At 31.8% G+C, this 22,467-nt stretch carries 19 protein-coding genes and 2 pseudogenes; 9 read left to right on the forward strand and 12 right to left on the reverse strand.

Going from position 1 to position 22,467, the window contains the following annotated elements; all coding sequences use genetic code 11:
- Positions 1-12: 12 nt before the first annotated feature.
- From CD112_RS12785 to CD112_RS12800, 3 genes are all read right to left on the reverse strand, one after another.
- Positions 13-306, reverse strand: coding sequence for a hypothetical protein (locus tag CD112_RS12785; protein WP_103364424.1), 294 nt, complete (start codon positions 304-306; stop codon positions 13-15).
- Between the two features lie 1,033 nt (positions 307-1,339).
- Positions 1,340-3,265, reverse strand: coding sequence for a heavy metal translocating P-type ATPase (locus CD112_RS12790; RefSeq protein ID WP_002485723.1), 1,926 nt, complete (start codon positions 3,263-3,265; stop codon positions 1,340-1,342).
- A 329-nt stretch (positions 3,266-3,594) separates the two neighbouring features.
- Positions 3,595-3,921, reverse strand: coding sequence for an ArsR/SmtB family transcription factor (locus CD112_RS12800; RefSeq protein WP_000391495.1), 327 nt, complete (start codon positions 3,919-3,921; stop codon positions 3,595-3,597).
- A gap of 206 nt (positions 3,922-4,127) precedes the next feature.
- Between CD112_RS12800 and CD112_RS12805 the strand changes: the two genes are divergently transcribed.
- A complete protein-coding gene (locus CD112_RS12805) occupies positions 4,128-4,487 on the forward strand; it encodes a ZIP family metal transporter (RefSeq protein WP_001631039.1) in 360 nt (119 codons plus the stop codon).
- A 111-nt stretch (positions 4,488-4,598) separates the two neighbouring features.
- Here the strand turns inward: CD112_RS12805 and CD112_RS12810 are convergent.
- A pseudogene (locus CD112_RS12810) lies at positions 4,599-4,937 on the reverse strand (cassette chromosome recombinase CcrA); the annotation flags it as partial.
- A gap of 8 nt (positions 4,938-4,945) precedes the next feature.
- Between CD112_RS12810 and CD112_RS12815 the strand changes: the two are divergent.
- The 8 genes and pseudogenes from CD112_RS12815 to CD112_RS12850 all read left to right on the forward strand — a co-directional run.
- Positions 4,946-5,575 (forward strand): annotated as a pseudogene (locus CD112_RS12815) (cassette chromosome replicative helicase); the annotation flags it as partial.
- A 186-nt stretch (positions 5,576-5,761) separates the two neighbouring features.
- Positions 5,762-7,123: a cassette chromosome recombinase CcrA gene (gene ccrA, locus CD112_RS12820; protein WP_103364426.1), complete on the forward strand. Its 1,362-nt coding sequence runs from the start codon at positions 5,762-5,764 to the stop codon at positions 7,121-7,123.
- Entirely contained in the window at positions 7,120-8,748 is a 1,629-nt protein-coding gene (gene ccrB, locus CD112_RS12825) for a cassette chromosome recombinase CcrB (RefSeq protein ID WP_001631035.1), read from the forward strand. Before ccrA ends, ccrB begins: the two co-directional genes overlap by 4 nt.
- Before the next feature lie 502 nt (positions 8,749-9,250).
- Positions 9,251-9,601 carry an SAUGI family uracil-DNA glycosylase inhibitor gene (locus CD112_RS12830; RefSeq protein WP_103364427.1) on the forward strand — a complete coding sequence of 117 codons (351 nt, stop codon included), beginning with the start codon at positions 9,251-9,253 and terminating at the stop codon, positions 9,599-9,601.
- An 86-nt stretch (positions 9,602-9,687) separates the two neighbouring features.
- Entirely contained in the window at positions 9,688-9,999 is a 312-nt protein-coding gene (locus CD112_RS12835) for a DUF960 domain-containing protein (RefSeq protein WP_103364428.1), read from the forward strand.
- Between the two features lie 14 nt (positions 10,000-10,013).
- Positions 10,014-10,517 (forward strand): DUF1643 domain-containing protein, encoded by a 504-nt coding sequence (locus CD112_RS12840; RefSeq protein WP_162496177.1) that lies wholly within the window; start codon positions 10,014-10,016, stop codon positions 10,515-10,517.
- Between the two features lie 13 nt (positions 10,518-10,530).
- The gene (locus CD112_RS12845) at positions 10,531-10,752 is read left to right on the forward strand and encodes a hypothetical protein (protein ID WP_103364430.1); all 222 of its coding nucleotides are present in this window, start codon (positions 10,531-10,533) and stop codon (positions 10,750-10,752) included.
- 277 nt (positions 10,753-11,029) lie between these two features.
- Positions 11,030-11,527, forward strand: coding sequence for a GNAT family N-acetyltransferase (locus CD112_RS12850; RefSeq protein WP_103364431.1), 498 nt, complete (start codon positions 11,030-11,032; stop codon positions 11,525-11,527).
- A 310-nt stretch (positions 11,528-11,837) separates the two neighbouring features.
- Here CD112_RS12850 and CD112_RS12855 read toward each other — a convergent pair whose 3' ends face one another.
- From CD112_RS12855 to CD112_RS12890, 8 genes are all read right to left on the reverse strand, one after another.
- The gene (locus CD112_RS12855) at positions 11,838-13,067 is read right to left on the reverse strand and encodes a restriction endonuclease subunit S (RefSeq protein ID WP_103364432.1); all 1,230 of its coding nucleotides are present in this window, start codon (positions 13,065-13,067) and stop codon (positions 11,838-11,840) included.
- On the reverse strand, positions 13,060-14,616 hold the full coding sequence (locus tag CD112_RS12860; RefSeq protein WP_103364433.1) for a type I restriction-modification system subunit M: 1,557 nt from the start codon (positions 14,614-14,616) through the stop codon (positions 13,060-13,062). Before CD112_RS12860 ends, CD112_RS12855 begins: the two co-directional genes overlap by 8 nt.
- Positions 14,617-15,198: a restriction endonuclease subunit S gene (locus CD112_RS12865; protein WP_103364434.1), complete on the reverse strand. Its 582-nt coding sequence runs from the start codon at positions 15,196-15,198 to the stop codon at positions 14,617-14,619.
- Positions 15,199-15,288: 90 nt separating this feature from the next.
- A complete protein-coding gene (locus CD112_RS12870; RefSeq protein WP_103364435.1) occupies positions 15,289-18,081 on the reverse strand; it encodes a type I restriction endonuclease subunit R in 2,793 nt (930 codons plus the stop codon).
- Positions 18,082-18,265: 184 nt separating this feature from the next.
- Complete coding sequence (locus tag CD112_RS12875) at positions 18,266-19,243, reverse strand: DUF1002 domain-containing protein (RefSeq protein ID WP_002504429.1); 978 nt, start codon at positions 19,241-19,243, stop codon at positions 18,266-18,268.
- Positions 19,244-19,284: 41 nt separating this feature from the next.
- A complete protein-coding gene (locus tag CD112_RS12880) occupies positions 19,285-20,034 on the reverse strand; it encodes a hypothetical protein (protein ID WP_002504430.1) in 750 nt (249 codons plus the stop codon).
- Between the two features lie 34 nt (positions 20,035-20,068).
- Positions 20,069-21,142: a hypothetical protein gene (locus CD112_RS12885; RefSeq protein WP_002504431.1), complete on the reverse strand. Its 1,074-nt coding sequence runs from the start codon at positions 21,140-21,142 to the stop codon at positions 20,069-20,071.
- A 136-nt stretch (positions 21,143-21,278) separates the two neighbouring features.
- Positions 21,279-21,953, reverse strand: a complete 675-nt coding sequence (locus tag CD112_RS12890) for an IS6 family transposase (protein WP_103364436.1) — start codon at positions 21,951-21,953, stop codon at positions 21,279-21,281.
- Positions 21,954-22,467: the final 514 nt, after the last annotated feature.

A 22,467-nucleotide genomic window follows, 5' to 3' on the forward strand; every position in this document is an offset into this window, starting at 1 on the left:
GTAATTATCTATTTAAAATGAGTATTTTGTATCTTTAAATTCATAATATAACTCTTCTAATAATTCTATACCTCTTAATAGAGTTCTACTATTTGTTGCCCAAAAATGACTTCCATTATTATGTGTGGGCAATCTTTCGTTCATTGATTTAAACGACTCAGATATGGAACTATGTAATTTTAAAAAAATTATCTTCAATTCATAATTCTCAACATCTTCATACAAATTACTATACTTCTTTTCCACTGTAATATCATTAACTTCTTCTAAAATGTTAGCTATAGTATTTTCGATTTCAATAGACATATTATCCCACCTTCTTCATAATTCTCATCACTTATGATAAGCTTCAGCGTATCGTTTTATACTGGGGTTTTTATAATAATAATGGTCCTTACATTTTCAAAGACTAAATTCACGTGTAGACATATTGAATGCGTCTTATTAGGGTCTAATCTAATCAAACAAAAATTTAAGAGAGAAATCATATCTACAGGTTTTTTAACCAGAAGATTATTTTGATCTATTTCAAAAATTTTCAAACCGTTCTTAAAAGTGTATTTTTATAAACGTATGATAAAAGAGAAATTTTAGTCGCTTACTTCGTTTCAAGATATTACTGATACAATAAGGTTAAAAAATCGGTACATTTAACAGAACAAGTGTAGGTATTATAATAAACGTTTTTGATTTTGATGAAAAATAAGCTGTTCAATTTTTGATTGAACAGCTTTACCTAGTTATCCTTACTTTTATTCTTTTACCCTCAAAAGGCGGAGAGCATTCAGTATTACAATAATAGCAGCTCCTGTATCACTTAATACGGCCATTCATAGTGTAAGTATTCCCAAGAATATCAGAACAAATGCCGCCAACTTTATTGTGATGGAAAACCAGGTGCGGTTGGGAAAATCCCCTTCCTGCGATTACCGTTCACAAACGCCCAAAAAGAGCAACTGGCCCTTTTAGCTCTGGGACTGTCTTGGCATAGAGAAGGTAAAACCTTTCCCACTTAAAAGAACGGAAAAAGACGCTCTGTCCTGGCATTATCTTTGGCTCGACGCTTGCCCCCATACGGATATTAATCGTTTCGAAACTTTTAATACAGTCAATTTAACTTTTGAATGTAAACTGGCTGCCTTAAGTCACTGTTTATGATTTTATGCTTCCCATGCTCTTTAATTGCTTATTTGACCGCCCGTATGATAAAAACGGTATGCAAGGCATTGTTTTTACTCATAACATCTTTATTAGATTGCTCTGTTTTTTAGTGTCCAATGTTATGGGAACATTGTAGAATCCACACTTCAAAGTTCATTCATGTCAATCGATTCGTTCATTATTTAGATCTTAATAATCGAAGTCCATTTAGTATAACAACTAAAGTACTTCCTTCATGAACAATTACACTGATTGTAATATCAGTTAATCCTAACAAACTAACGACAACTAAAAAGGCAACAACTGCCATTGAAAAAATAATATTTTGCCTAATAACACGACCCATATTTGAGGAAATTTTATGAGACTGTACTAATTTAGATAAATTGTTCTGCATTAAAACCAAATCAGATACTTCTACTGCCACATCAGTACCGCCCCCCATAGCTATACCAACATCAGCATTAACAAGGGCCGGTGCATCGTTCACACCATCTCCAACCATGGCAGTAACTCCAAATTTTTCTTTTTGTTCTTCTATAATTCTGGATTTATCTTCAGGCATTACATTAGCGATAACTTCGTCTATTCCCAATTGTTCGCCTACAGCTTTTCCCGTCATTTCCGAATCACCAGTAATTAAAGTCGTGTGGATACCAAGTTTCTTAAAGTAATTAATTGTTTCTTTAGCATGCTCATTCGGAATATCCATTAGAGCTATAATCCCAATAACTTCTTCATTTTCTGCTACGTATACAACCGTCTTTCCTTCTGATGCCCAATCATGATTGAACTGGGTATACTCTTCAGAAGCACTTTCAAAAGAAGTAGGCTTACCAATACGATAATTTTTTCCATTATAATCTCCTGTCAGACCTTTTCCAATTTGATTAGTAACTTCGATGTCTATTTTATTTTTAACTTCAAATTTTTCTAAAATAGCATTAGCGAGTGGGTGATTGGATTCCTTTTCAAGGGCGACTATAATATCAATAATATTTTCTTCGTTCACAGAATGAGTGAAATAGTAATTTGTTACTTTAGGTTCTCCGTTCGTAAGGGTTCCTGTTTTATCGAAGGCAATTGCATCTATATCCGCTAATTGTGATAGGTAAGTACTTCCTTTTGAAAGCACGCCTTTTTTAGCTAGGTTAGATGTTGTAGACAATGTTACAGATACAGTAGCTGCTGCCAAAGCACACGGTGAAGCTGCGACTAAAAGCACTAATCCCCTGTAAACACTTTGCGACCATGTCCAATCAAATAGAAAAGGAGCAAGTAACATTACTAATGGTATTGCGATTAAAACTATATTAACATATTTAGGCTCGAATTTTTGAATGATACTGGCAGCTTTTGTTTGATTATCTTGGTTTTGACTAACTAATTGTAAAATTTTAGAGAATACAGTATCCTTGTTTTCCTTAGTGACTTCCATAGTAAAAGTACCTGTTCCATTAATCGTACTTCCAAAAACTTCGTCACCCTTAGACTTCTCTTTCGGTATACTTTCTCCATTAATAGAAGATTCATCAATTGAGGTAGTACCGGATAAAATAATCCCATCAATTGGAACTTGATCACCGTTCAGCACTTGGAGTTGATCTCCAACTTTTAATTCACTGACATCAACAATTTTTGTGTTTCCATCAGGTAGGATTAATTTAGCTGTCGTTGGGTTCATTTCGAGTAGCTTAGTAATTTCTCTTTTACTTTTTCCTTCAGCGTAATCTTCAAGAAAATGAGCGCCGGAAAAAATAAGTATCAAAAGGGTTCCTTCCCAAAAACTCCCTATCAGAGAAGCCCCGATTGCAGCTAATCCCATTAGAATATGAGAATTAGGAGTGAATTTTCCCTTTAATTTAGTATTTTCAACTGTCTCTCCAATTCCTTCGAGAATAATTACATGGTAGCCGGCTGTGATTGTGGCAATTGAAAATAAGATGTTTTGTATTAATAAATTTGCATCACTTAAAAAAAGCCCAATTATAGCCAACACTAAGCCAATAAAATATGAAATAATTGGCATTTTTCCGTGATCATGATCATGACTATGATCGTGGCTATGACTTTCGTGTGCTTGTTGCTCTTGAATATTTTTCATTTCTATCACCTTTCTAAATAAATATGATATATCGGGTTCCAATATATTCGCAGTAAGCTTTACTAAACCAGGACGTTAATTGACCACATCCAAACTTTTTGTATCCAATAATACATCCTATGAATTTATCAACCGTATTCACTAACCCTCTCTGCTACACCCATCTCACTTTCCTTCGAGATATCATACAACGCTTTCCATTCTGTTTTTTTGTTTTCCATATCCATTGCAAAACCCCCTTTTCATATGCCTATAATATTTTTATATGATCATATAACAATATTAATGACGTGAATTATTATTAACACTCATTACTGGTTTACGGAATACTAGTGATGACAGGCGTGATCGATCGCCTGTTTTAGCATATTCATAGTATGTTCATCATCATGGGAATAAAACAATGTTGTGCCTTCCCTTCGGAATTTTACTAACCGTAAATTTTTCAAGAACCGCAATTGATGGGAAACTGTTGATTGTCTAAGATGTAGCGTTTCAGCAATACCGTTTACCGAATACTCCTTATAAAAGAGCAAATGGAGAATCCGGATTCTCGTAGGATCACCTAACGCTTTAAATGTTTGCGATACGACAAATAATGTTTCATCATCTAAGTCCTTATTATTTACTTCCTCTAATTCCTTTTTTTCTTCCATTATCCTTCCCTCACTTTAGGTTTCAATTCAAAACCTTATATATAATAATCACTATTTATCTACATATATTAATATATGTTCATATATATGATATAACCATCTGAATAAAGAGTCAAATAATATTTAATATGAATTCATATATTTTGTTTTGATTTTTTAGAGTAAAATAAACAAAGCCTTTTTAAGAATAGTGGGATGAGTGCAGTATGGATGATCGGGCGTTAGCTTCCGCACTTGGAATTGGTGTTGGCGGTGGACTCGCTTGGATAATGGAAGGTTTTCAAAGTGGTCATGGCTTTATTTATTCATTATGTGCAGGCCTTATAATTGGCTTATTATTTTTTGAAATGATTCCGGAAAGTATTGAATTAGGCGGGTGGGTAATTTTACTCGGTGGAATAGCAATAGGCTTAGTATTATTCCAATCCATTCATCTATTAATGGATAAAATTACAATTATCACTAATAGTCATCAAAAAGATATTTTCGTTCGATCGGGGGTACTTTTAATTATCAGTATAGCAATTCATAATTTCCCTGTTGGCAATATTCCTTTATTTGTGTAATTTGACCATTAATACTAAATTTATCAATGTCTTGAGAAATTGTTGAAACTCTAACATAACATCCTACAGATTTTCTTTTCATTTCTTTCATATTTTTCATCCTTTCATTAATTAAGCAATCGATGATTGCGTAGCTTGGTTTACAATGTTTAGCGGTTCATTTTTGAAATAGATTCCCACAAGGCTTTTGTTTTTAGAAATATGAATTTCATCAATATATCGGTATAACATGCTTAACGTGAAGTGTTGTTGAATTACATTTTCAAAAGACCTTTGAATTTGTTGCTCATTTATTGATAGTGTTGGTTTTGATTGTTGAAGTAACGATTGAGATTGTTTTCTGAACGTTTCTGCATCGATGGCTCCTTTAGCTAATTTATCTATCAATTGTTCTTGTGTAAGTGTGCTCCTAGTTTCTAGGGCCTTTTGTTTTTTGATCCGTTTTTGAATTACATCATTGGTTTAAAGATAAATTGAAGGATGAAACAAATAATACTGGTATTCGTATGTTTAAGCGCTATGCGGCTATCACTACTTCGGCCAAGATTCTTAGTCATGTTTTATCTACAGATATTGATATCGCTAAAATAAGAGACTACTTTATTGATTATCATGCTCATACAGTCTCTGAACGATCACTGGCTGATAAAGCGATTGAAGTCATTACGCAATTTGTAGCACAAAACCGTGGTAAGTTTTCTGATGATACAGCATTAAAGAATATGATTGAGAACTATGGACTAATTGCCTTAAAAGATGATTATATCGAAGTTAAAATCATTGCATCTGTATTTAAGAATATGTTGATAGAGCATCATTTCCAAGATGTCAACAATGTCGTGAATGCACTAAGAGATAAAGGATTTATCGAATCTGACCGTGATCGAATCACGACAAAAAGAACAGTCAAAGATGACTATGGCAAAAAACAATCACTTGTCTTTTACCATTTAAAGCTAGATTCAAAATATGCGTCTATTTTTGGTCTAACTAAAGATGCTGAACCTATTAAAGCTGAAATTAACTTGGATAACAAAAAGATGCTTGAATCATGGAAAAAACAGAATGATGATTTAATTGATTTTTAATAACTTAAATGTGAAATCGTATAGGAGTGAATAAAATGGATGAGTTAATTGAAGTATTAGCTGACTTAGTCGTTGAAGAGCTACAGAACGATAATTAATCATTGCGGTCCAACGTGTTAAAAGCACGTTGGATCTTTCATTCTAATTTACTCACAAATATATATTATCTTTTTGGAGGTGTATAACATGGTAGAAGCCATTGGTTATGTACGTCAAAGTACACTCAAACAACAAAGCTTAGCTACTCAGCAATCTCTGATTTTAAATACTGCTAAGCAATATGGATGGTCTAATGTGGCGTTTTATGATGATAAGAAAACAGGTCGACATACAAAACGTTCAGGTTATCAAAAAATGGTAGAAATAATTACGTCTGGAAAATGTAAAGTATTGTGTTGCTATCGCTTGAACCGACTACATCGTAATTTGAAAAATGCCATACAATTCTTTGAAATTTGTAAAAAGCATCACATCACAATCATCAGTGTTAACGATGGATATTTTGATTTGTCTAAAGAGTTTGATTGCTTTCGTTTGAACATACTTATGAGTCTAGCGGAAATGGAATCAAACAATATCAGCGAACAAACAAAAAATGGGATTAGAGAAAAAGCCAAACAAGGTAAGCTAATCACAACTCATGCTCCGTTTGGCTATCGTTATAGAAAAGGTTGTTTTGTTGTACAAGAAGAAGAAGCGTATACAGTTAAATCGGTTTATCGCTGGTACTTACAAGGTCTAGGCTACAAAAAGATTTCCCAACATTTGGATAGTAATCCTAACCTTATTCCTCGTAAGCCCTATCAAGTTAGAAATATTCTCTTGAACCCTAACTATTGCGGTCGTGTCATCAATAAATATGGCACGTTTAATGATATCGTTCCACCTATTATTGATATTGATACATTTGAAGAAGCACAAGAGCGTCGTATTCATAAACAACTCAATCGATCCAATTCTAGAAATAAGCTAAAGCGACGAATCAAATGTCCTTACTGTCAATCAACATTAACAAACTTAACGATAAAAAAAGAGAACTATTCTCTACGTTACTATGTTTGTCCTAAAAATATGAATGACGCTTATCGTACATGCCCATTTAAAAGTATCAATGCACCAGAACTTGAAAGTGAAGTGCTCGACACTTGTAAAAAGTATTTTGAAGAACAATCGTTTCATAAACGATTGAATAACACAATACTCAAAGTCCTAAAACAGCAACAAATGAAGCATAAAGAAACCCATCTAACACAAGAACAACTTATCGAAAAGCTAGCTCAAAATCGTATTGATGTAAAAACGTTCAAACGTTTATCTGCTAGTTGTAAAAGTGAAGAGAATTACTCTACTTATTCAACCTACCAAATCGATGACAAATTAAAATATGTCATAAAAAATAAAATAACTTTACAGGATATAGCACCTTTTATCGATTGCATCAAAATAACTCAAACTAAACAATTACAAGGAATCTACTTTAAAAACAGTCCACTCAATATCGTTGAACAATCACATTTAATAACTCCTGAAAGGAATGAAGTAATATGAAACAACTCAAAAAGAAACGTATTGGATTATATGCACGTGTATCGACTGAAATGCAAACGGATGGTTACAGTATTCAAGGTCAATTGAATCAACTTACAGAGTATTGTCAATTTCAAGGCTATGAAGTCGTCAATGAATACACCGATCGTGGTATATCAGGTAAAACAATGCAACGTCCAGAATTACAACGTATGTTAAAAGATGCCAACGAAGGTAAATTAGATTGTATTATGGTCTACAAAACAAATCGTTTAGCTAGAAATACCTCAGATTTGTTAAATATTGTCGAGGAATTGTATAAGATTAATGTCGAATTTTTTAGTCTAACTGAAAAAATAGAAATTGCCAGTTCAACAGGTAAATTGATGCTCCAAATTTTAGCCAGCTTCGCAGAATTTGAACGTAATACGATTGTAGAGAATGTCTACAATGGCCAAAGACAACGTGCTATTGAAGGTTATTATCAAGGTAATTTACCTCTAGGCTACGATAAAGTACCTGACAGTAAAAAAGAGCTCATGATCAATCAACATGAAGCGAATATTGTTAAATATATTTTTGATTCATACGCTAAAGGTCATGGTTATCGTAAGATTGCGAACGCATTGAATCATAAAGGTTATGTGACTAAGAAAGGGAAACCTTTTAGTATTTCGTCCATTACCTACATCATCTCAAACCCTTTTTACATTGGAAAGATACAGTTTGCGAAGTATAGACACTGGAGCGATAAAAGACGAAAAGGACTCAATGAGGAACCGATTATCGCTGATGGTAAACATGCGCCTATTATTGATAGAAACCTATGGGATAAAGTACAGTTTAAACGTCAAGAGAGTCGCAAGAAACCACAAGTTCACGGCAAAGGAACAAACCTACTGACTGGGATTGTAAAATGTCCGAAATGTGGTGCAGCAATGGCGGCAAGTAATACAACTAATACATTAAAAGATGGCACTAAGAAAAGAATCAGATATTACTCATGTAGCAATTTTAGAAATAAAGGTTCAAAAGTTTGTTCTGCCAATAGCGTTAGAGCAGATGTACTAGAAAAATATGTTATGGATCAGATATTGGAAATTATCAAAAGCAAAAAGGTATTGAAGCAATTGGTTGAAAAGGTAAATGAAAAAAGTCAAATAGACGTCTCTTCTTTGAACCATGATATTGCCTATAAACAGTCACAATGTGAAGAAATAAAAGCAAAAATGCATACATTAACGAAAACTATTGAAGACTCACCTGACTTAGATAGCGTATTAAAACCAACAATACTTAGCTACCAAGATGAATTGAATCAAATAAATAATCAAATCTATCAACTAGAACAAGATAAACAAGCAGAAGCTCCACATTATGATGCTGATATGATTGCGAATGTACTACAAGCAATATTCAAAGATATAGACAAATTAGAGAAATCTCAGTTGAAATCACTATATCTAACAATCATCGATCGCATTGACATAAGAAAAGATGAGCATCATAAGAAGCAATTTTATGTTACGCTCAAGTTAAATAATGATATAATCAAACAACTATTTAATAACCATCCACTCGACGAAGTGCTCCCTAGCACTTCGTCTTTATTTTTGCCACAAACTTTATATATAACTATTGAATAAACAATAACTACACTGCTATTCTTTCACTTATTTTATCTAACCATTTTTAGAATTCTCTTTATCAATTTCAATAACACTTATCTAATGAAACAGTCATTGCCGTCATTTTTTTCATGACTACACAATGCTTATATTGAAATTGCTAAAGAACATCCCACAATGATTTTTTACCGGGAAAGGAATGGGATTTGCAGATTCGAAGAAGCAGAAGGATTGTGCAAGCACAATCCCAAAATCCCGTTATTTTTTATAAATAAATAATATATATAAGGAAGCAGAGAGACCTACACATATCATCAATACTTATAAATAATGAGTTGATTGTTTGTCAAAATGAGTGGGATTCCGGGATTTCCTTGTTACACCAACGTTTATCACGGGTTTTTATATGGAATTTTCTCTTATTCCCACCGGGATTCGTAATAAATGATAAATCAAATATATATTATCCCAATGATGTATATCAACTACATCACTATCACACTATCTAGGAGGCAATGATATGAAAACAACCACTCAAGAACTCAAACAATATATAACTCGTCTATTCCAACTATCTAACAACGAAACATGGGAATGTGAAGCATTGGAGGAAGCAGCAGAAAATATTCTACCGGAACGTTTTATTAATAATTCTCTACTTGCGCATCTTACACTTGAAACTTATACCTACTATAACGATGAACTACATGAGCTAAGTATCTATCCATTTCTTATGTACGCCAATAACCAACTTATCAGCATTGGTTATCTGGATCATTTTGATATGGACTTTCTGTACCTTACAGATACTAAAAATACGATTATCGATGAACGTCATTTACTAAAAGAAGGAGGGAATGACCATGAATAATTGGATCAAAGTGGCACAAATATCTGTTACGATTATTAGCCAAGCAATTATCATTATGAAAGAAATTCAAGACGAGGTAAAATAACATGAAAATCAATCGATACATCACAAGAGGCATTAGTGAACACCTATCTCTAGACCTTCAAATCTTACTTTGGAATATGGTAAAAGAAAGAGATAATCAAAGTCATACAGATTACCTACACATTTTTAGACTGCAAGAAGATGAAAATATACTCTCAATCACACATGAACAAGAACAACCCGCATACAAATTGGAATATCACTATACAAACTATGTAAAAAATCAAAACGCATTACCTAAGAAAGTCTACGTCATTCGTGAAGATGACGTAGACACTTTTTATTATGTGATGCTTTTGCCCGAAGAATACTAAAGGAAGTGACCTGTATGAATACGATTAAAAGTACGATAAACACAGAAGCCATATTTAGCAGTGATAAAAAACACCGATACTTACTCAAGAAAACATGGGATGAAAAGAAACCCGCATGTACAGTGATAACGATGTATCCTCATTTAGATGGTGTATTATCACTCGATCTCACAACTGTTCTTATCCTCAATCAATTAGCTAATGCTGAACAATATGGTTCTGTATATCTAGTAAATTTATTCTCTAATATTAAAACCCCAGAGAATCTTAAACATATTAAAGAACCTTATGATAAACACACAGACATTCATTTAATGAAAGCAATAAGTGAAAGTGAAACAGTGATTTTAGCCTATGGCGCTTATGCGAAGCGACCAGTTGTTGTCGAACGTGTCGAACAAGTAATGGAAATGTTGAAACCTCATAAGAAGAAAGTTAAAAAACTCATAAATCCAGCAACAAATGAAATCATGCATCCACTTAACCCTAAAGCACGTCAAAAATGGACACTAAAATAAAGGAGGATTATCTATGAACCATGACATGACACAATCAGATTGGCGAACGGTTTCTAATTGTTTAGCATCACAAAATTATATATCGATCGTAAAAGGACTAGTATATCATTTTACAGCGATTGAAGATGAAGAAATACTCCATAAAATATATGAAGATTTTATGAATGATGACTCTATTACAACGGTACTTAACAATGATTTACAGACAATTATTAACCATTACCTATCAAAATGAAAACTATATTCTAATAAAACTAAAGCATCCTTCACTTTTACGATGAGGGATGCTCTATTATTTATTTTTTTATTGTTATTATTGATGCATTTATTCTTAATACAAAAAATGTGAGAATTTTATAAGTTTCATAGTAAGAGTAATAAATCAAGAATAACAAGAAAATGAGAATTAGTATGTGATGAATTGTTAAAATAAAGTGTTCACAGTGAATGATGACTTATTCGTTATTTATATTTATAATGGACATATATAAGAAAATCTTGGGAGTGGAATTATGAAACTAAGAGCATTAGAGTATAGTGATTTACTTTTTGTTCATGAATTAAATAATGAATATTCTATTATGTCTTATTGGTTTGAAGAACCGTATGAATCCTTAACGGAACTTCAATATTTATTTGATAAGCATTTATTAGATGAATCGGAAAGACGTTTTATTGTTGAAGATGAAAATCAAGTCATAGGTATTGTTGAATTAGTAGAAATTAATTACATCCATCGTAATTGTGAAATACAAATAATTATTAAACCTGAGTTCAGTGGTAAAGGTTATGCAAAATTCGCATTCGAAAAAGCGATAATTTATGCATTCGATATTTTAAATATGCACAAGATCTATCTATATGTGGATGCAGATAACAAAAAAGCTATTCATATATACGAGTCACAAGGATTTAAAACAGAAGGATTACTCAAAGAACAATTCTACACTAAAGGTAAATATAAAGATGCCTATTTTATGTCATTATTGAAATCTGAATATATTTTATAGCATAAAAAACAACTCATATATTCACTTAGGTAGGTTCAAACCTGAATTACTTCTAATAAAATTAAAACGGACTTCTCGCGAATGTCTGTAAGAGGAATAAATTCTTGATAAAATCTACGAGGATTTTATGAATGATGACGCTGTAACAACGGTACTTAATAACGATTTGCAAACAATTATTAATGACTATCTATCAGAATGAAGCTTATATTAATTTCAACAAAAATAGAGCATCCTTCACTTTGCGGTAAGGGATGCTCTCAATTTATTTTTGTCTATTTTCAATTAACATAATAGGCCGTTATAAGAATTACACAAACATCTTTTGTAGTAACCCTTGTTTTCGTTGTTTTAATGATTCTATTTTACTCGTTTGTAGTTCAATTAAATTATCTATTTTATTAAAAAAGCTTCCTATTTTTTCTTGTTCTTCTAATACTGGTACACTAACAGTACTTTGAAGCCATTCTTTTTCATGAAGAGCTTTTTGGGCACTACCAATAGGTAAATTTTTAAAGATTACATTTTTATAATAATCTTCTGATTCAAAAAGATAAGTCATAAACAGCTTATTATATTTTGAATCCATACTAAGTAATGGCATATTTTCAGTTACTATATAATGATTAAGAAATTCGGGTACAAAGCCTATACCACCTAAAAATACCCCCTGTCTTATAAATGTCAATGTATTAGGATGATTATTCAAATCGATAACATATTGCCTTTTTCTTCCAATTTCTTTACCTAAAGTTATATCTCTATGTGATATTATTCCTCTATTAGAAATAGAAATTCTTTTGTACTCCTGTTCATCTTTCAGATAGATAGTATTTTGATATTTTGTAAAAATATCATTTAATTCAGTTAACTTCCATTCGGGATAATTCTCTCCTTTATCGTCCTTAAATCGTATTTCTTGTGAATATAGCTGTTGTATATATCCTTTCTTTTGTTGCTCTAATAATTCTAACTTCTTCTCTTCCAATTCGATTTGTTTGTCGAGTTTGCTGAAGAAATCACCTATTTTTCTTTGTTCAGTTATATTTGGAATATATAGTTTTGTTTTTTTAATAGATTTTATTGACAAATTTTTAATTGTAGTACCAGTAAGTTCACTTCTAAAATATCGTTGTAATGAATTAGTTTCTAGGAAATAGTATAGAAAAAGAGGATTAAGAAAATTAGCTTTAATATTAATATAAGCAGCGCTTTTTCCCAATATAATTTTTTCGCCTCTATACAAAGCGATATTTCCAATAGTACCGTTTATTGATAAGAGTATAGTTTCATTATAAGTTAAATTTCTTTTATGTTTTAATGCTTCTTTTGAATCGACCAATTTTGCATTTTCAAAATGAATTTTTCCATTTATTAAATTGTTTCCATTTATAAATGAGAAATCACCTGATTTACTATATATTGGGGTTGAGTGAATACCATCACTAATTTTGTAACAGTAATTATCTAAAGTATTACACTGCCATTCATCTTTAAACTCTGAGAATCTTAATTCTGGAGTATTCTGTTGATCAATCATATTTTAACACTCCTAGTTCTTTAAGATATTCATTAATTTCTGATTCAACTTCTGCAATGTCTTTATCAATATCTGATAATTGTTGTTGAACTTGGTCTAAGTCTATAGGTTCTTCTTCTTCAAATGTATCGACGTATCTTGGAATGTTTAAGTTATAGTCGTTGTCTTTGATTTCATCTAAAGAGGTTACATAGCTAAATTTATCAATCGTTTCTCGATTACGATATGTTTCGACAATTTTATCAACATCTTCATCTGTCAGTAGATTTTGGTTTTTACCTTTTTCGAATGATTGTGAAGCATCAATGAATAATACATTATCGTTGTCTTCTCGGCATTTTTTGAATACTAATATACTTGTTGGAATGCTTGTTCCAAAGAATAGGTTGGCTGGTAATCCAATCACTGCATCTAAATAATTCTTTTCTTCAATTAAATATTTACGAATTGTTCCTTCAGCTGCACCTCGGAATAACACACCATGTGGTAACACCACAGCCATTGTGCCATTATCATCTAAGTAATGAATCATATGTTGAATGAAAGCAAAATCTGCTTTTGATTTAGGCGCTAACTTACCATAACCGCTAAAGCGTTCATCATCTAAAAATGATGGATCGGCACTCCATTTCGCACTATAAGGCGGATTAGCTACTACCGCATCAAATTTTTCTCCTCTAAAAGCAGGGTTTTCTAACGTATCATCATTATCAATTTTAAAACGCGTATAGTTCACATCATGAAGCAACATATTCATGCGTGCTAAGTTGAATGTAGTATTGTTATATTCTTGACCGTAATAGAAGCGGACATCGGCTTCACGTCCAACACGTAATAACAATGAACCTGAACCACATGTTGGGTCATAAACATTTTTTAAATTAGGTTTATTCGTTGTCACAATCTTAGCTAAAATTTTAGACACTTGTTGAGGTGTATAGAATTCTCCCGCTTTTTTACCTGCGTTAGCCGCAAATTGACCAATTAAATATTCATAAGCGTCTCCTAACATATCGATTTCAATATCGCTATGCACAAAAGGAAGGGTCGCTAGATTAACCATAACTTTTGAGATGAGTTTTGTTCGTGCTGCATTGGTATTCCCTAAACGTGTTGAGTTTAAATCCATATCTGCAAATAAGTGATCAAAATCTTCTTCGCTGTCTTCACCACGTGTTGATTCTTCGATTTTATTAATCGCTTTATGCAAATCTTCGATTTCAAACGTTTGAGTTTCAATTTTCTGGATTAAGTGACTAAATAAATCTTGAGGTTCAATCACAAAACCAATTAAATTGATTAACTCTTGTTGTAACGCTTCGCGATATTCTTCATCTTCCCATGCTTCTGCATATGAAATGTTATCTTCTTTTAATAACTCAGCTACTTCTTCTTCTGTTTTTTCTGATAAGAAGCGATAAAAGATGAGTCCTAAAATATAATTTCTAAACTCGCTTGCATCCATGTTCCCACGTAAATCATTCGCAATACTCCATAATTTCTTTTGTAATTCGGCTTGTTGTTGTCTTTGTTTTTCCGTTGTTGACATCTAAATGTCCTCCTTAAATAAATATTCTGATAAAAATTGGTCCATTAAATAAGTTCGTTTCGCTTGTAAATACTTTAAGTGTCTACGTCGTTCATCAAGTTTTCCTATACGTTGTTGTTGTTCTAATGGAGGTAGCGTCATCTTAAGTTGTTTAAGTTGATTCAACGTTAATTTTTTAACTAATGAACCCCCTTGCTTAAATTGATTTAACTGACTCTTCGCTTGAGATGAGGCATTCATCCAATAGACAAAATAATTAGCATCGATATGTGCTGTATCAATCTCAATATGCGTATAATTATAAGGTAGAATACTGTCATGATGTTGTTGACTCACAATGACACACTCACTCGTCATCATATTAATCACGATATCACCCGTATGAATCATCTTGGCTTGATATTTTGTGCTTAATGTTACCTGCTTAGGTTGATGTGTTGTCGGTTGAAACACTCCACCATCGAACTCCATCATACGTTGATCGTAGATAGGTAAGGTTATGCCCTGAGAAGTTTCTACGGTCTCAAGTCGATTGATTAAAGAACCATTATGAAACGTAAATAATTGAGATATTTGACTCACCTTCTTTTTGTATTTTTTTATTACTACAAATTGTAGTATATAACAAAAAATCCTTGTAGTAAAGAAAAAATACAAGGATTTTTGTAAAATTTATTCGACCATACCATATTTTTCAACGGTATCTTCAATAAACTGTATAATTTGGTCGGTTTTTCGTTTACGTTTCATAAAAGGTTCTGAAATATTTTGACCGATAGATTTACGATCGATATTACCACTATATTCATACTCATTAACAGCTTCGTTAAGTAACATAGCAGAAAAGGCTTTTTGTTCTGCAAATGCATCAATTTCTTTGGTTTTTTCTTTGTCTTCAAATTCATAATAGGCTTCATTAATATCGGAATCTTCTTTTAGTGACGGCACAACTTTATCCAAGAAGCTACGAATCAGATCAGCTTTCAAACGTAATTGTTGATCATCGGCTTTATCTAATAACTTATGAATTTGATGACGTTTTTCATCACGTGCTTTTGCATCAGATAGATTAATTTGACCAATGAGATCCATAATATACTTCACATTAATCAAATCATTACGCATTAATTCAACTTGGAAATCAATATCATCTAAAACGGAAACAGCTTCTTCATTATCCACTTTTTTACCACGCATGACTTCTTCATAAATATTTAAGTATTTTCCTTTATAATCTTCATACGTTTGTTCTGCAATGCCCAGTTCGTTTTCTGTAAATTGAAATTCATCAAAGGTTTTTAACTTGATTAATGTATTTGATAAATCGCGGAACGAAATAACAAATTCTTTTTTTAAATCCTCAGCCTCTAGTTTATCAACATCTAAAGGTGTTGGTGCTAATTGAAAAACGTCTTGTAAGATATCTTTGAAATTTTCTAAATATTCTTCGTAAGATAAGCTTAACACTGTATCTGTGTTGTCAGTTTGTGAGAAAATTTCAATGGCTTCATCTGTTTGTTTTTTTAAATCACGATAACATACAATATTACCGTAAGGTTTACGTTCTTTTTCAACGCGATTCGTTCTTGAATAGGCTTGAATTAAATCATGGTGTTTCAGGTTTTTATCAACGTAAAGGGTATTCAGTTTCTTACTATCAAAACCAGTCAAAAACATATTAACGACGATAAGAATATCAATCTTGTCATCACGAACCACTTCTTTCATACGCTTAGATACATCAGAAAAGTAGCCTTCGAAATTATCTGTATTATAGTTCGTTTTAAATGTTTGATTATAATCATTCATAATACGGTCGAGAACTTCTCTTGAATGAACATGATTATCATCTTCTTGTGCGTCTTCATTGGCTTGATACGTAAAAATGGTTGCAACATTTAAATCATGAACACCTTCGGTTTTTAGTCTTTGGAATGTATCATAATATTTAATCGCCATTGGAATACTTTGAACCGCAAACATAGACGTGTAATTTCCGTTATCTGTTTTTTTGTGATAATTTGAAATCAAATGTCGACAAACGGCTTCAATACGTTCATCTGCCATCCAAATTTCCGACGTATTAATTTTTGATATATATTCTTCGTCTAAATCGTCATGTGAATTAAACGTTTGATTGTATTCAACTGAAAATCCAAGCACATTATGATCCCTAATAGCGTCTTTAATGAGATAGTGATGTAAACATTTGTCAAAAATGTCCGCTGTAGCACGTCCATCTTGACTCTTGTTTTCTTCAAAACGTGGTGTACCCGTGAATCCAAAGTATTGTGCATTTTCAAAATGTTGCTTAATTAAACGATGCATGTCTCCGAATTGCGTACGATGACACTCATCAATAATAAAAATCACTTTATCTTGTTTATACGATTCCATTACTGAATGATTGGATTTTACTGCATTCGCCATTTTTTGAATCGTCGTTACAATTAAAGGTAAAGTTGGATCAGCTAACTGTCTCAATAATTTACGTGTATTATCTGTAAAATCAACCGAGTCTTCTTGGAATTTATTAAATTCAGCTAACGTTTGATTATCTAAGTCCTTACGGTCCACTAAGAAAATCACTTTTTTAATATTTTCTTCTTGCGATAATAATTGACTCGCTTTAAACGAAGTCAGTGTTTTACCACTACCTGTTGTATGCCAAATGTAACCGTTGTTATTTGTTTCTAACGCACGATTTAAAATAGCCTCAACCGCATAGACTTGATAAGGACGTAAGGCCATTAAAATTTTGTCTGTTTCATTGACGACCATATAACGACTAATCATCTTAGCAATGTGACATGGTTCTAAGAAATCTTCAATAAAGTCTTTAAGATAGTTAATACGCTCATTTTGTTCATTACTCCAATAAAACATTTGTCCCTTAAAGATTTCACGATCACTATTCGCATAGTAGCGTGTTTCCATTTTGTTACTAACGACAAATAATTGTATGTATCGGAATAAACCCGTGTAGTTTTGACGACGATAACGCTCAATTTGATTAAATGCTTCCGTAATCGCTACCCCACTACGCTTCAATTCTATTTGAACTAATGGCAAACCATTAATCAAAATCGTTACATCATAACGACTTTTATATTTATCTTTCACACTGATTTGATTGGTTACTTGGAATTTATTCTGACACCATTGTTTTAAGTTCATAAAATCTATGTAAAGATCCGTATCATCATCTCTCTTTAGTACATAGCGATCGCGTAATTGCATCGCACTGTCAAAGACAGACTTACCGTTAATACCTGTCATTAAACGTTCAAACTCACGATCCGTCAGCGGTTTCCCATTTAATTTATCCTTATGACGTTCATTGATAATGTTCCGAAAATTATCATGTAGTTGTTCAACGTTATGTATATTTACTCGTTCGTATCCTAAACTCTCAAGTTGTTGTAGCACTTCATTTTCTAATGCATATTCACTTTGATAAGCCATTCATTCATCCACCCTAAACTTAATCTTTCTTTAAATATATCAAAATTTAATAATAATTAATATTTCATACTTCATTTTTAAGCAACTAATTAATAAAAACCGCATCACTTATGATATGCTTCTCCCTATCAGTGATTTTGCTAAAAAAGAGAGGGCAGATTTTGTCCTCTCTTTTTAAACAACTCTATAATTTATTTAACAGATTAGAGAAAAATTGAATGATAGATTGAATAATTTCCACAATACCGTCCCATATGCGTTGAAGGAGATTTCTATTTTCTTCTGTATTCAAATCCTTGGCTTTATCTTTTGCTTTATTCAATAAATCATCTGAGTTTTTTTCAATATTTTTTAATACATCTTTTGCATTTTGTTTAAATGCTTTTGGATCAGAAGTTAAGGCATTAGAGTTTGCCACATTCACCATATTATTATTAATTATTTGAATTTGATTTTCTGATAATATTTCTGACAAGCCACGTTCATCGAGTACTTTATTGACCGTGTCTTCAACTTGTTGTTGTGTTATTTGTTTATCTTGATTTTGTTTAATATCTGCAAGTTGTTCTTTAATATCTGCTATTGAAGCATTCAAAGCTTCATCTGAATATCCATCTTTACCTTTATTTTCTTCTGAAATTCTACCTAAGTCATTCATTTCTTGATTAGAATTTTGAATATCTTCAGCGTTGAGGTCGTTACCTTTTTCTTCATATACTTTATAAATACCAGCTAAAGCACCTTCACCAGTTACTTGGTCGACAGAAGCTATATGTATTTCTGCGTTTTTAATTCCTGCCGTAATTGCAGCATTTTGATATTGTTCAGATGTCACTTTTGTAATGTTATCTGGTGTATCAATTTTCACATCAACACCCTTACCCCATTTTTTATGTTCAATTGTTGCACTTGAATAAATATAACTTAGATTACTGCTGTTTGGGATATAATTACTCACATCATTGACGTTAACATTATAAGTTTCATAGTTATCATCAACGCCTAGATCATTCTCAGTTTTTTGTAAATCTTGCCCTTCTAAGTCAGCGCCTTTAATAAAAACAGGTTCATCCCAATCTTCTTTATTTTCAGCTGCTTTAACAACACCTGAAGCTGATAACAACAATGTAGCTACTGCTAAACTAGTTATTGCTTTTTTCATTTTCAAATACACCATCCCTTAAAATGTTTCATATATTTATATTAATCGTATCCAATAACACGTTTTTGGATTGTTTCAATCATTTCTGAATCAGCCTGTGTCATATCATATTTATAAATTTGGTTGAATCTTGGATTATAAATACCAATGTAACGTATATTCTCAAAGGTAGGCTTTTGAGATGTCTTACCCATTAAATAATATATCACTAATTGAAGCGTACTGTTTTTCTGTGGTAGTTGTTTTGAAACTTTAAAATCCCACAAAGTATCTTCAGTTAGAAAGTCGCCATCTCCACTATCAATAATGCTTGTATAACCCCCCTCAAATGTGAAACCATCCATTTTAACTTCACCAATTTGATTAAAAAATGAAAGACTTCTGTTTATAAGTGATTTTATATTATTAATTGTGTCTTGATCTGGAATTTTAAATTCTTTAGGCATGCTTCCTGCTCTATATACCATATCGTAATTTACCAATTGACATGCTTTAATAATAGATAGATCATCATTACCATTAATATCTTTTAACAATGATTCGGCTGTTTGTAATTCCCCAGCTAATTTTGCGCCAGTTAACGATATGGCAAATGATTTTTCTTTGTCTTGATTTATAACCATACGAGTAAGGTAGTCTACGACTAAACCAATTGTTTGAGGTGCTATATTTTCATATTTTGTATCTATAAATGTTTCTGGTTCTAGTTGCTTAACTTCAAATGATTTTCTGTTTAAATACCCACCACGGGGTTGTTTAATTTGTGAAATTCTTTGTGTAACACTAACCAATTAAAGACTCCTTTTGATAATAATATTTTTATATTTATGAAGCGTTTGAAGTTTCTTTGTCATTTTCTGAACTTTTTGATTCTACATCTTGAGATTGTTCATTTTCATAGTTGTTACCATCAGTATTTTCATCATTGTTTTGGTTATTATTTTCTTGTGCTGCATCTGGATTTTGCTTATCTTCGCTAGATGGTTGTTCTATTTGTTGATCTGGATCCTCACGTTCCTCATTTTGCGAAGCTTCCTCGTTACTATTTTCATGCTGTTCTTCATTATTTTGTTTTTGATTTGATTTATTATTATCTTCTTCAATGTTGTCTCGGTTTTGTTCATTTTTTGTATTTTCATTCGTTGATTGTTTACTATCATTATCTGTTTGATTATTTTCTTTTTTATTTTGAGACTGGTTGTTATTTGATGTTGATTGATTTGACTCATTGTCATATCCTTGTTCTTTTTGCCAATAATTACCTACGATTTTTGAAAGTTCTTTATATTTTTGTTCTGGTACATCAGAGTTGGCAGTTTCAAACTTAGGCATTCCTTTTTTGTATACGTAAGTATTGTAGAAATCAGCAGTTGAATTATAAATATCTTTATCTATATAACCGTTTTCCGCTTTTATAGGACCATCTGGATGTGTAATAGCGCCACCCGTTTTGATAATTTTTCCTGTATTTCTATCTATAATGGCGTGGTGCTTAACGGATTCGTTTATCCCACCAAAAGGCGTTTCAATAAAAATTTTATCATCATTACTTTTATCTTTATTGTAAATTAGATCATCTTTATTTTGAGTAAAATTGAGTATATCTTCGGAGTTAAAAGCAATAGATTTTGCTTCATCAATTGTTATAGGTTGACTAATTTGATTATTTGCTTCATTTGTTGTTTCTGCAGCATTAGACTCACCTTGAGGTTGATGCTTTGTATTTTGATTGTTTTCTGCTACTTCATCATTTGATTGCTTTTCAGTTTCATCTGATTTTTTATCCCTTTCCTGTGTTTGATCACTGTCTTTTTTATGATTATTGTCTGTATTTTGACCACAAGCACTTAAAATAATAAAAGAAGACAAACCTAACATCCCTAATTTTCTAAATTTCATTCATACATCTCCCTGATATAAAACTCACTTTCCATGCTATCAAAAAATAAAGCGTTATCAAATACAATAAAATTAAAAGGTTCTGTTGCAAAGTAAAAAATATAGCTAACCACTAATTTATCATGTCAGTGTTCGCTTAACTTGCTAGCATGATGCTAATTTCGTGGCATGGCAAAAATCCGTAGATCTGAAGAGACCTGCGGTTCTTTTTATATAGAGCGTAAATACATTCAATACCTTTTAAAGTATTCTTTGCTGTATTGATACTTTGATACCTTGTCTTTCTTACTTTAATATGATGGTGATCTTGCTCAATGAGGTTATTCAGATATTTCGATGTACAATGACAGTCAGGTTTAAGTTTAAAACCTTTAATTACTTTAGCCATTGCTACCTTCGTTGAAGGTGCCTGATCTGTAATTACCTTTTGAGATTTACCAAATTGTTTAATGAGACGTTTGATAAACGCATATGCTGAATGATTATCTCGTTGCTTACGCAACCAAATATCTAATGTATGTCCCTCTGCATCAATGGCACGATATAAATAGCTCCATTTTCCTTTTATTTTGATGTACGTCTCATCAATACGCCATTTGTAATTAGCTTTTTTATGCTTTTTCTTCCAAATTTGATATAAAATTGGGGCATATTCTTGAACCCAACGGTAGACCGTTGAATGATGAACGTTTACACCACGTTCCCTTAATATTTCAGATATATCACGATAACTCAATGCATATCTTAGATAGTAGCCAACGGCTACAGTGATAACATCCTTGTTAAATTGTTTATATCTGAAATAGTTCATACAGAAGACTCCTTTTTGTTAAAATTATACTATAGATTCAACTTTGCAACAGAACCAAAAAAACCTAATCAAATGGAGTTAGAAAGTAGTAAAATTAGTGCTAATGCTATTATTGAAAAAATTATTCAAGACTAACATACAATTGTTATATTAAGATCTTATGATACAGAGAATGGATATAATTGGAAAATTTTATTGAAAGAAATTTGCGAAGAAAAAAATATAGACTTTAAATCTCAAATTGAACCATCAATCTATATATTTAAAAATCCTCGAAATGGATCTATCTCTAAGACAAATATAAAACCGGCTAATTCTAATAATAGTTTAAAAACAATCAATCAAGTTATTGAAGAACTAAATAGAAAAATTAATTGAATACATTTTAATAACAACAAAAAAAGTATTACATTTCTTAACTTAATCTTTTAAATTTATTTTTCTCTCTATAATCTATATATGAATGTGAGACATATTACCCTAAAAAATAAACAGTAAACGAATTTAACACTCA

It is taken from the genome of Staphylococcus simulans (assembly GCF_002902285.1).
Taxonomy (GTDB): Bacteria; Bacillota; Bacilli; order Staphylococcales; family Staphylococcaceae; genus Staphylococcus; species Staphylococcus simulans.

Excerpts from the sequence above, each read along its gene's own strand:
- CD112_RS12785 (WP_103364424.1), bottom strand. The coding sequence starts at position 306 with ATGTCTATTGAAATCGAAAATACTATAGCTAACATTTTAGAAGAAGTT.
- CD112_RS12790 (WP_002485723.1), bottom strand. The coding sequence starts at position 3,265 with ATGAAAAATATTCAAGAGCAACAAGCACACGAAAGTCATAGCCACGAT.
- CD112_RS12800 (WP_000391495.1), bottom strand. The coding sequence starts at position 3,921 with ATGGAAGAAAAAAAGGAATTAGAGGAAGTAAATAATAAGGACTTAGAT.
- CD112_RS12805 (WP_001631039.1), top strand. The coding sequence starts at position 4,128 with ATGGATGATCGGGCGTTAGCTTCCGCACTTGGAATTGGTGTTGGCGGT.
- ccrA (WP_103364426.1), top strand. The coding sequence starts at position 5,762 with ATGGTAGAAGCCATTGGTTATGTACGTCAAAGTACACTCAAACAACAA.
- ccrB (WP_001631035.1), top strand. The coding sequence starts at position 7,120 with ATGAAACAACTCAAAAAGAAACGTATTGGATTATATGCACGTGTATCG.
- CD112_RS12830 (WP_103364427.1), top strand. The coding sequence starts at position 9,251 with ATGAAAACAACCACTCAAGAACTCAAACAATATATAACTCGTCTATTC.
- CD112_RS12835 (WP_103364428.1), top strand. The coding sequence starts at position 9,688 with ATGAAAATCAATCGATACATCACAAGAGGCATTAGTGAACACCTATCT.
- CD112_RS12840 (WP_162496177.1), top strand. The coding sequence starts at position 10,014 with ATGAATACGATTAAAAGTACGATAAACACAGAAGCCATATTTAGCAGT.
- CD112_RS12845 (WP_103364430.1), top strand. The coding sequence starts at position 10,531 with ATGAACCATGACATGACACAATCAGATTGGCGAACGGTTTCTAATTGT.
- CD112_RS12850 (WP_103364431.1), top strand. The coding sequence starts at position 11,030 with ATGAAACTAAGAGCATTAGAGTATAGTGATTTACTTTTTGTTCATGAA.
- CD112_RS12855 (WP_103364432.1), bottom strand. The coding sequence starts at position 13,067 with ATGATTGATCAACAGAATACTCCAGAATTAAGATTCTCAGAGTTTAAA.
- CD112_RS12860 (WP_103364433.1), bottom strand. The coding sequence starts at position 14,616 with ATGTCAACAACGGAAAAACAAAGACAACAACAAGCCGAATTACAAAAG.
- CD112_RS12870 (WP_103364435.1), bottom strand. The coding sequence starts at position 18,081 with ATGGCTTATCAAAGTGAATATGCATTAGAAAATGAAGTGCTACAACAA.
- CD112_RS12875 (WP_002504429.1), bottom strand. The coding sequence starts at position 19,243 with ATGAAAAAAGCAATAACTAGTTTAGCAGTAGCTACATTGTTGTTATCA.
- CD112_RS12885 (WP_002504431.1), bottom strand. The coding sequence starts at position 21,142 with ATGAAATTTAGAAAATTAGGGATGTTAGGTTTGTCTTCTTTTATTATT.
- CD112_RS12890 (WP_103364436.1), bottom strand. The coding sequence starts at position 21,953 with ATGAACTATTTCAGATATAAACAATTTAACAAGGATGTTATCACTGTA.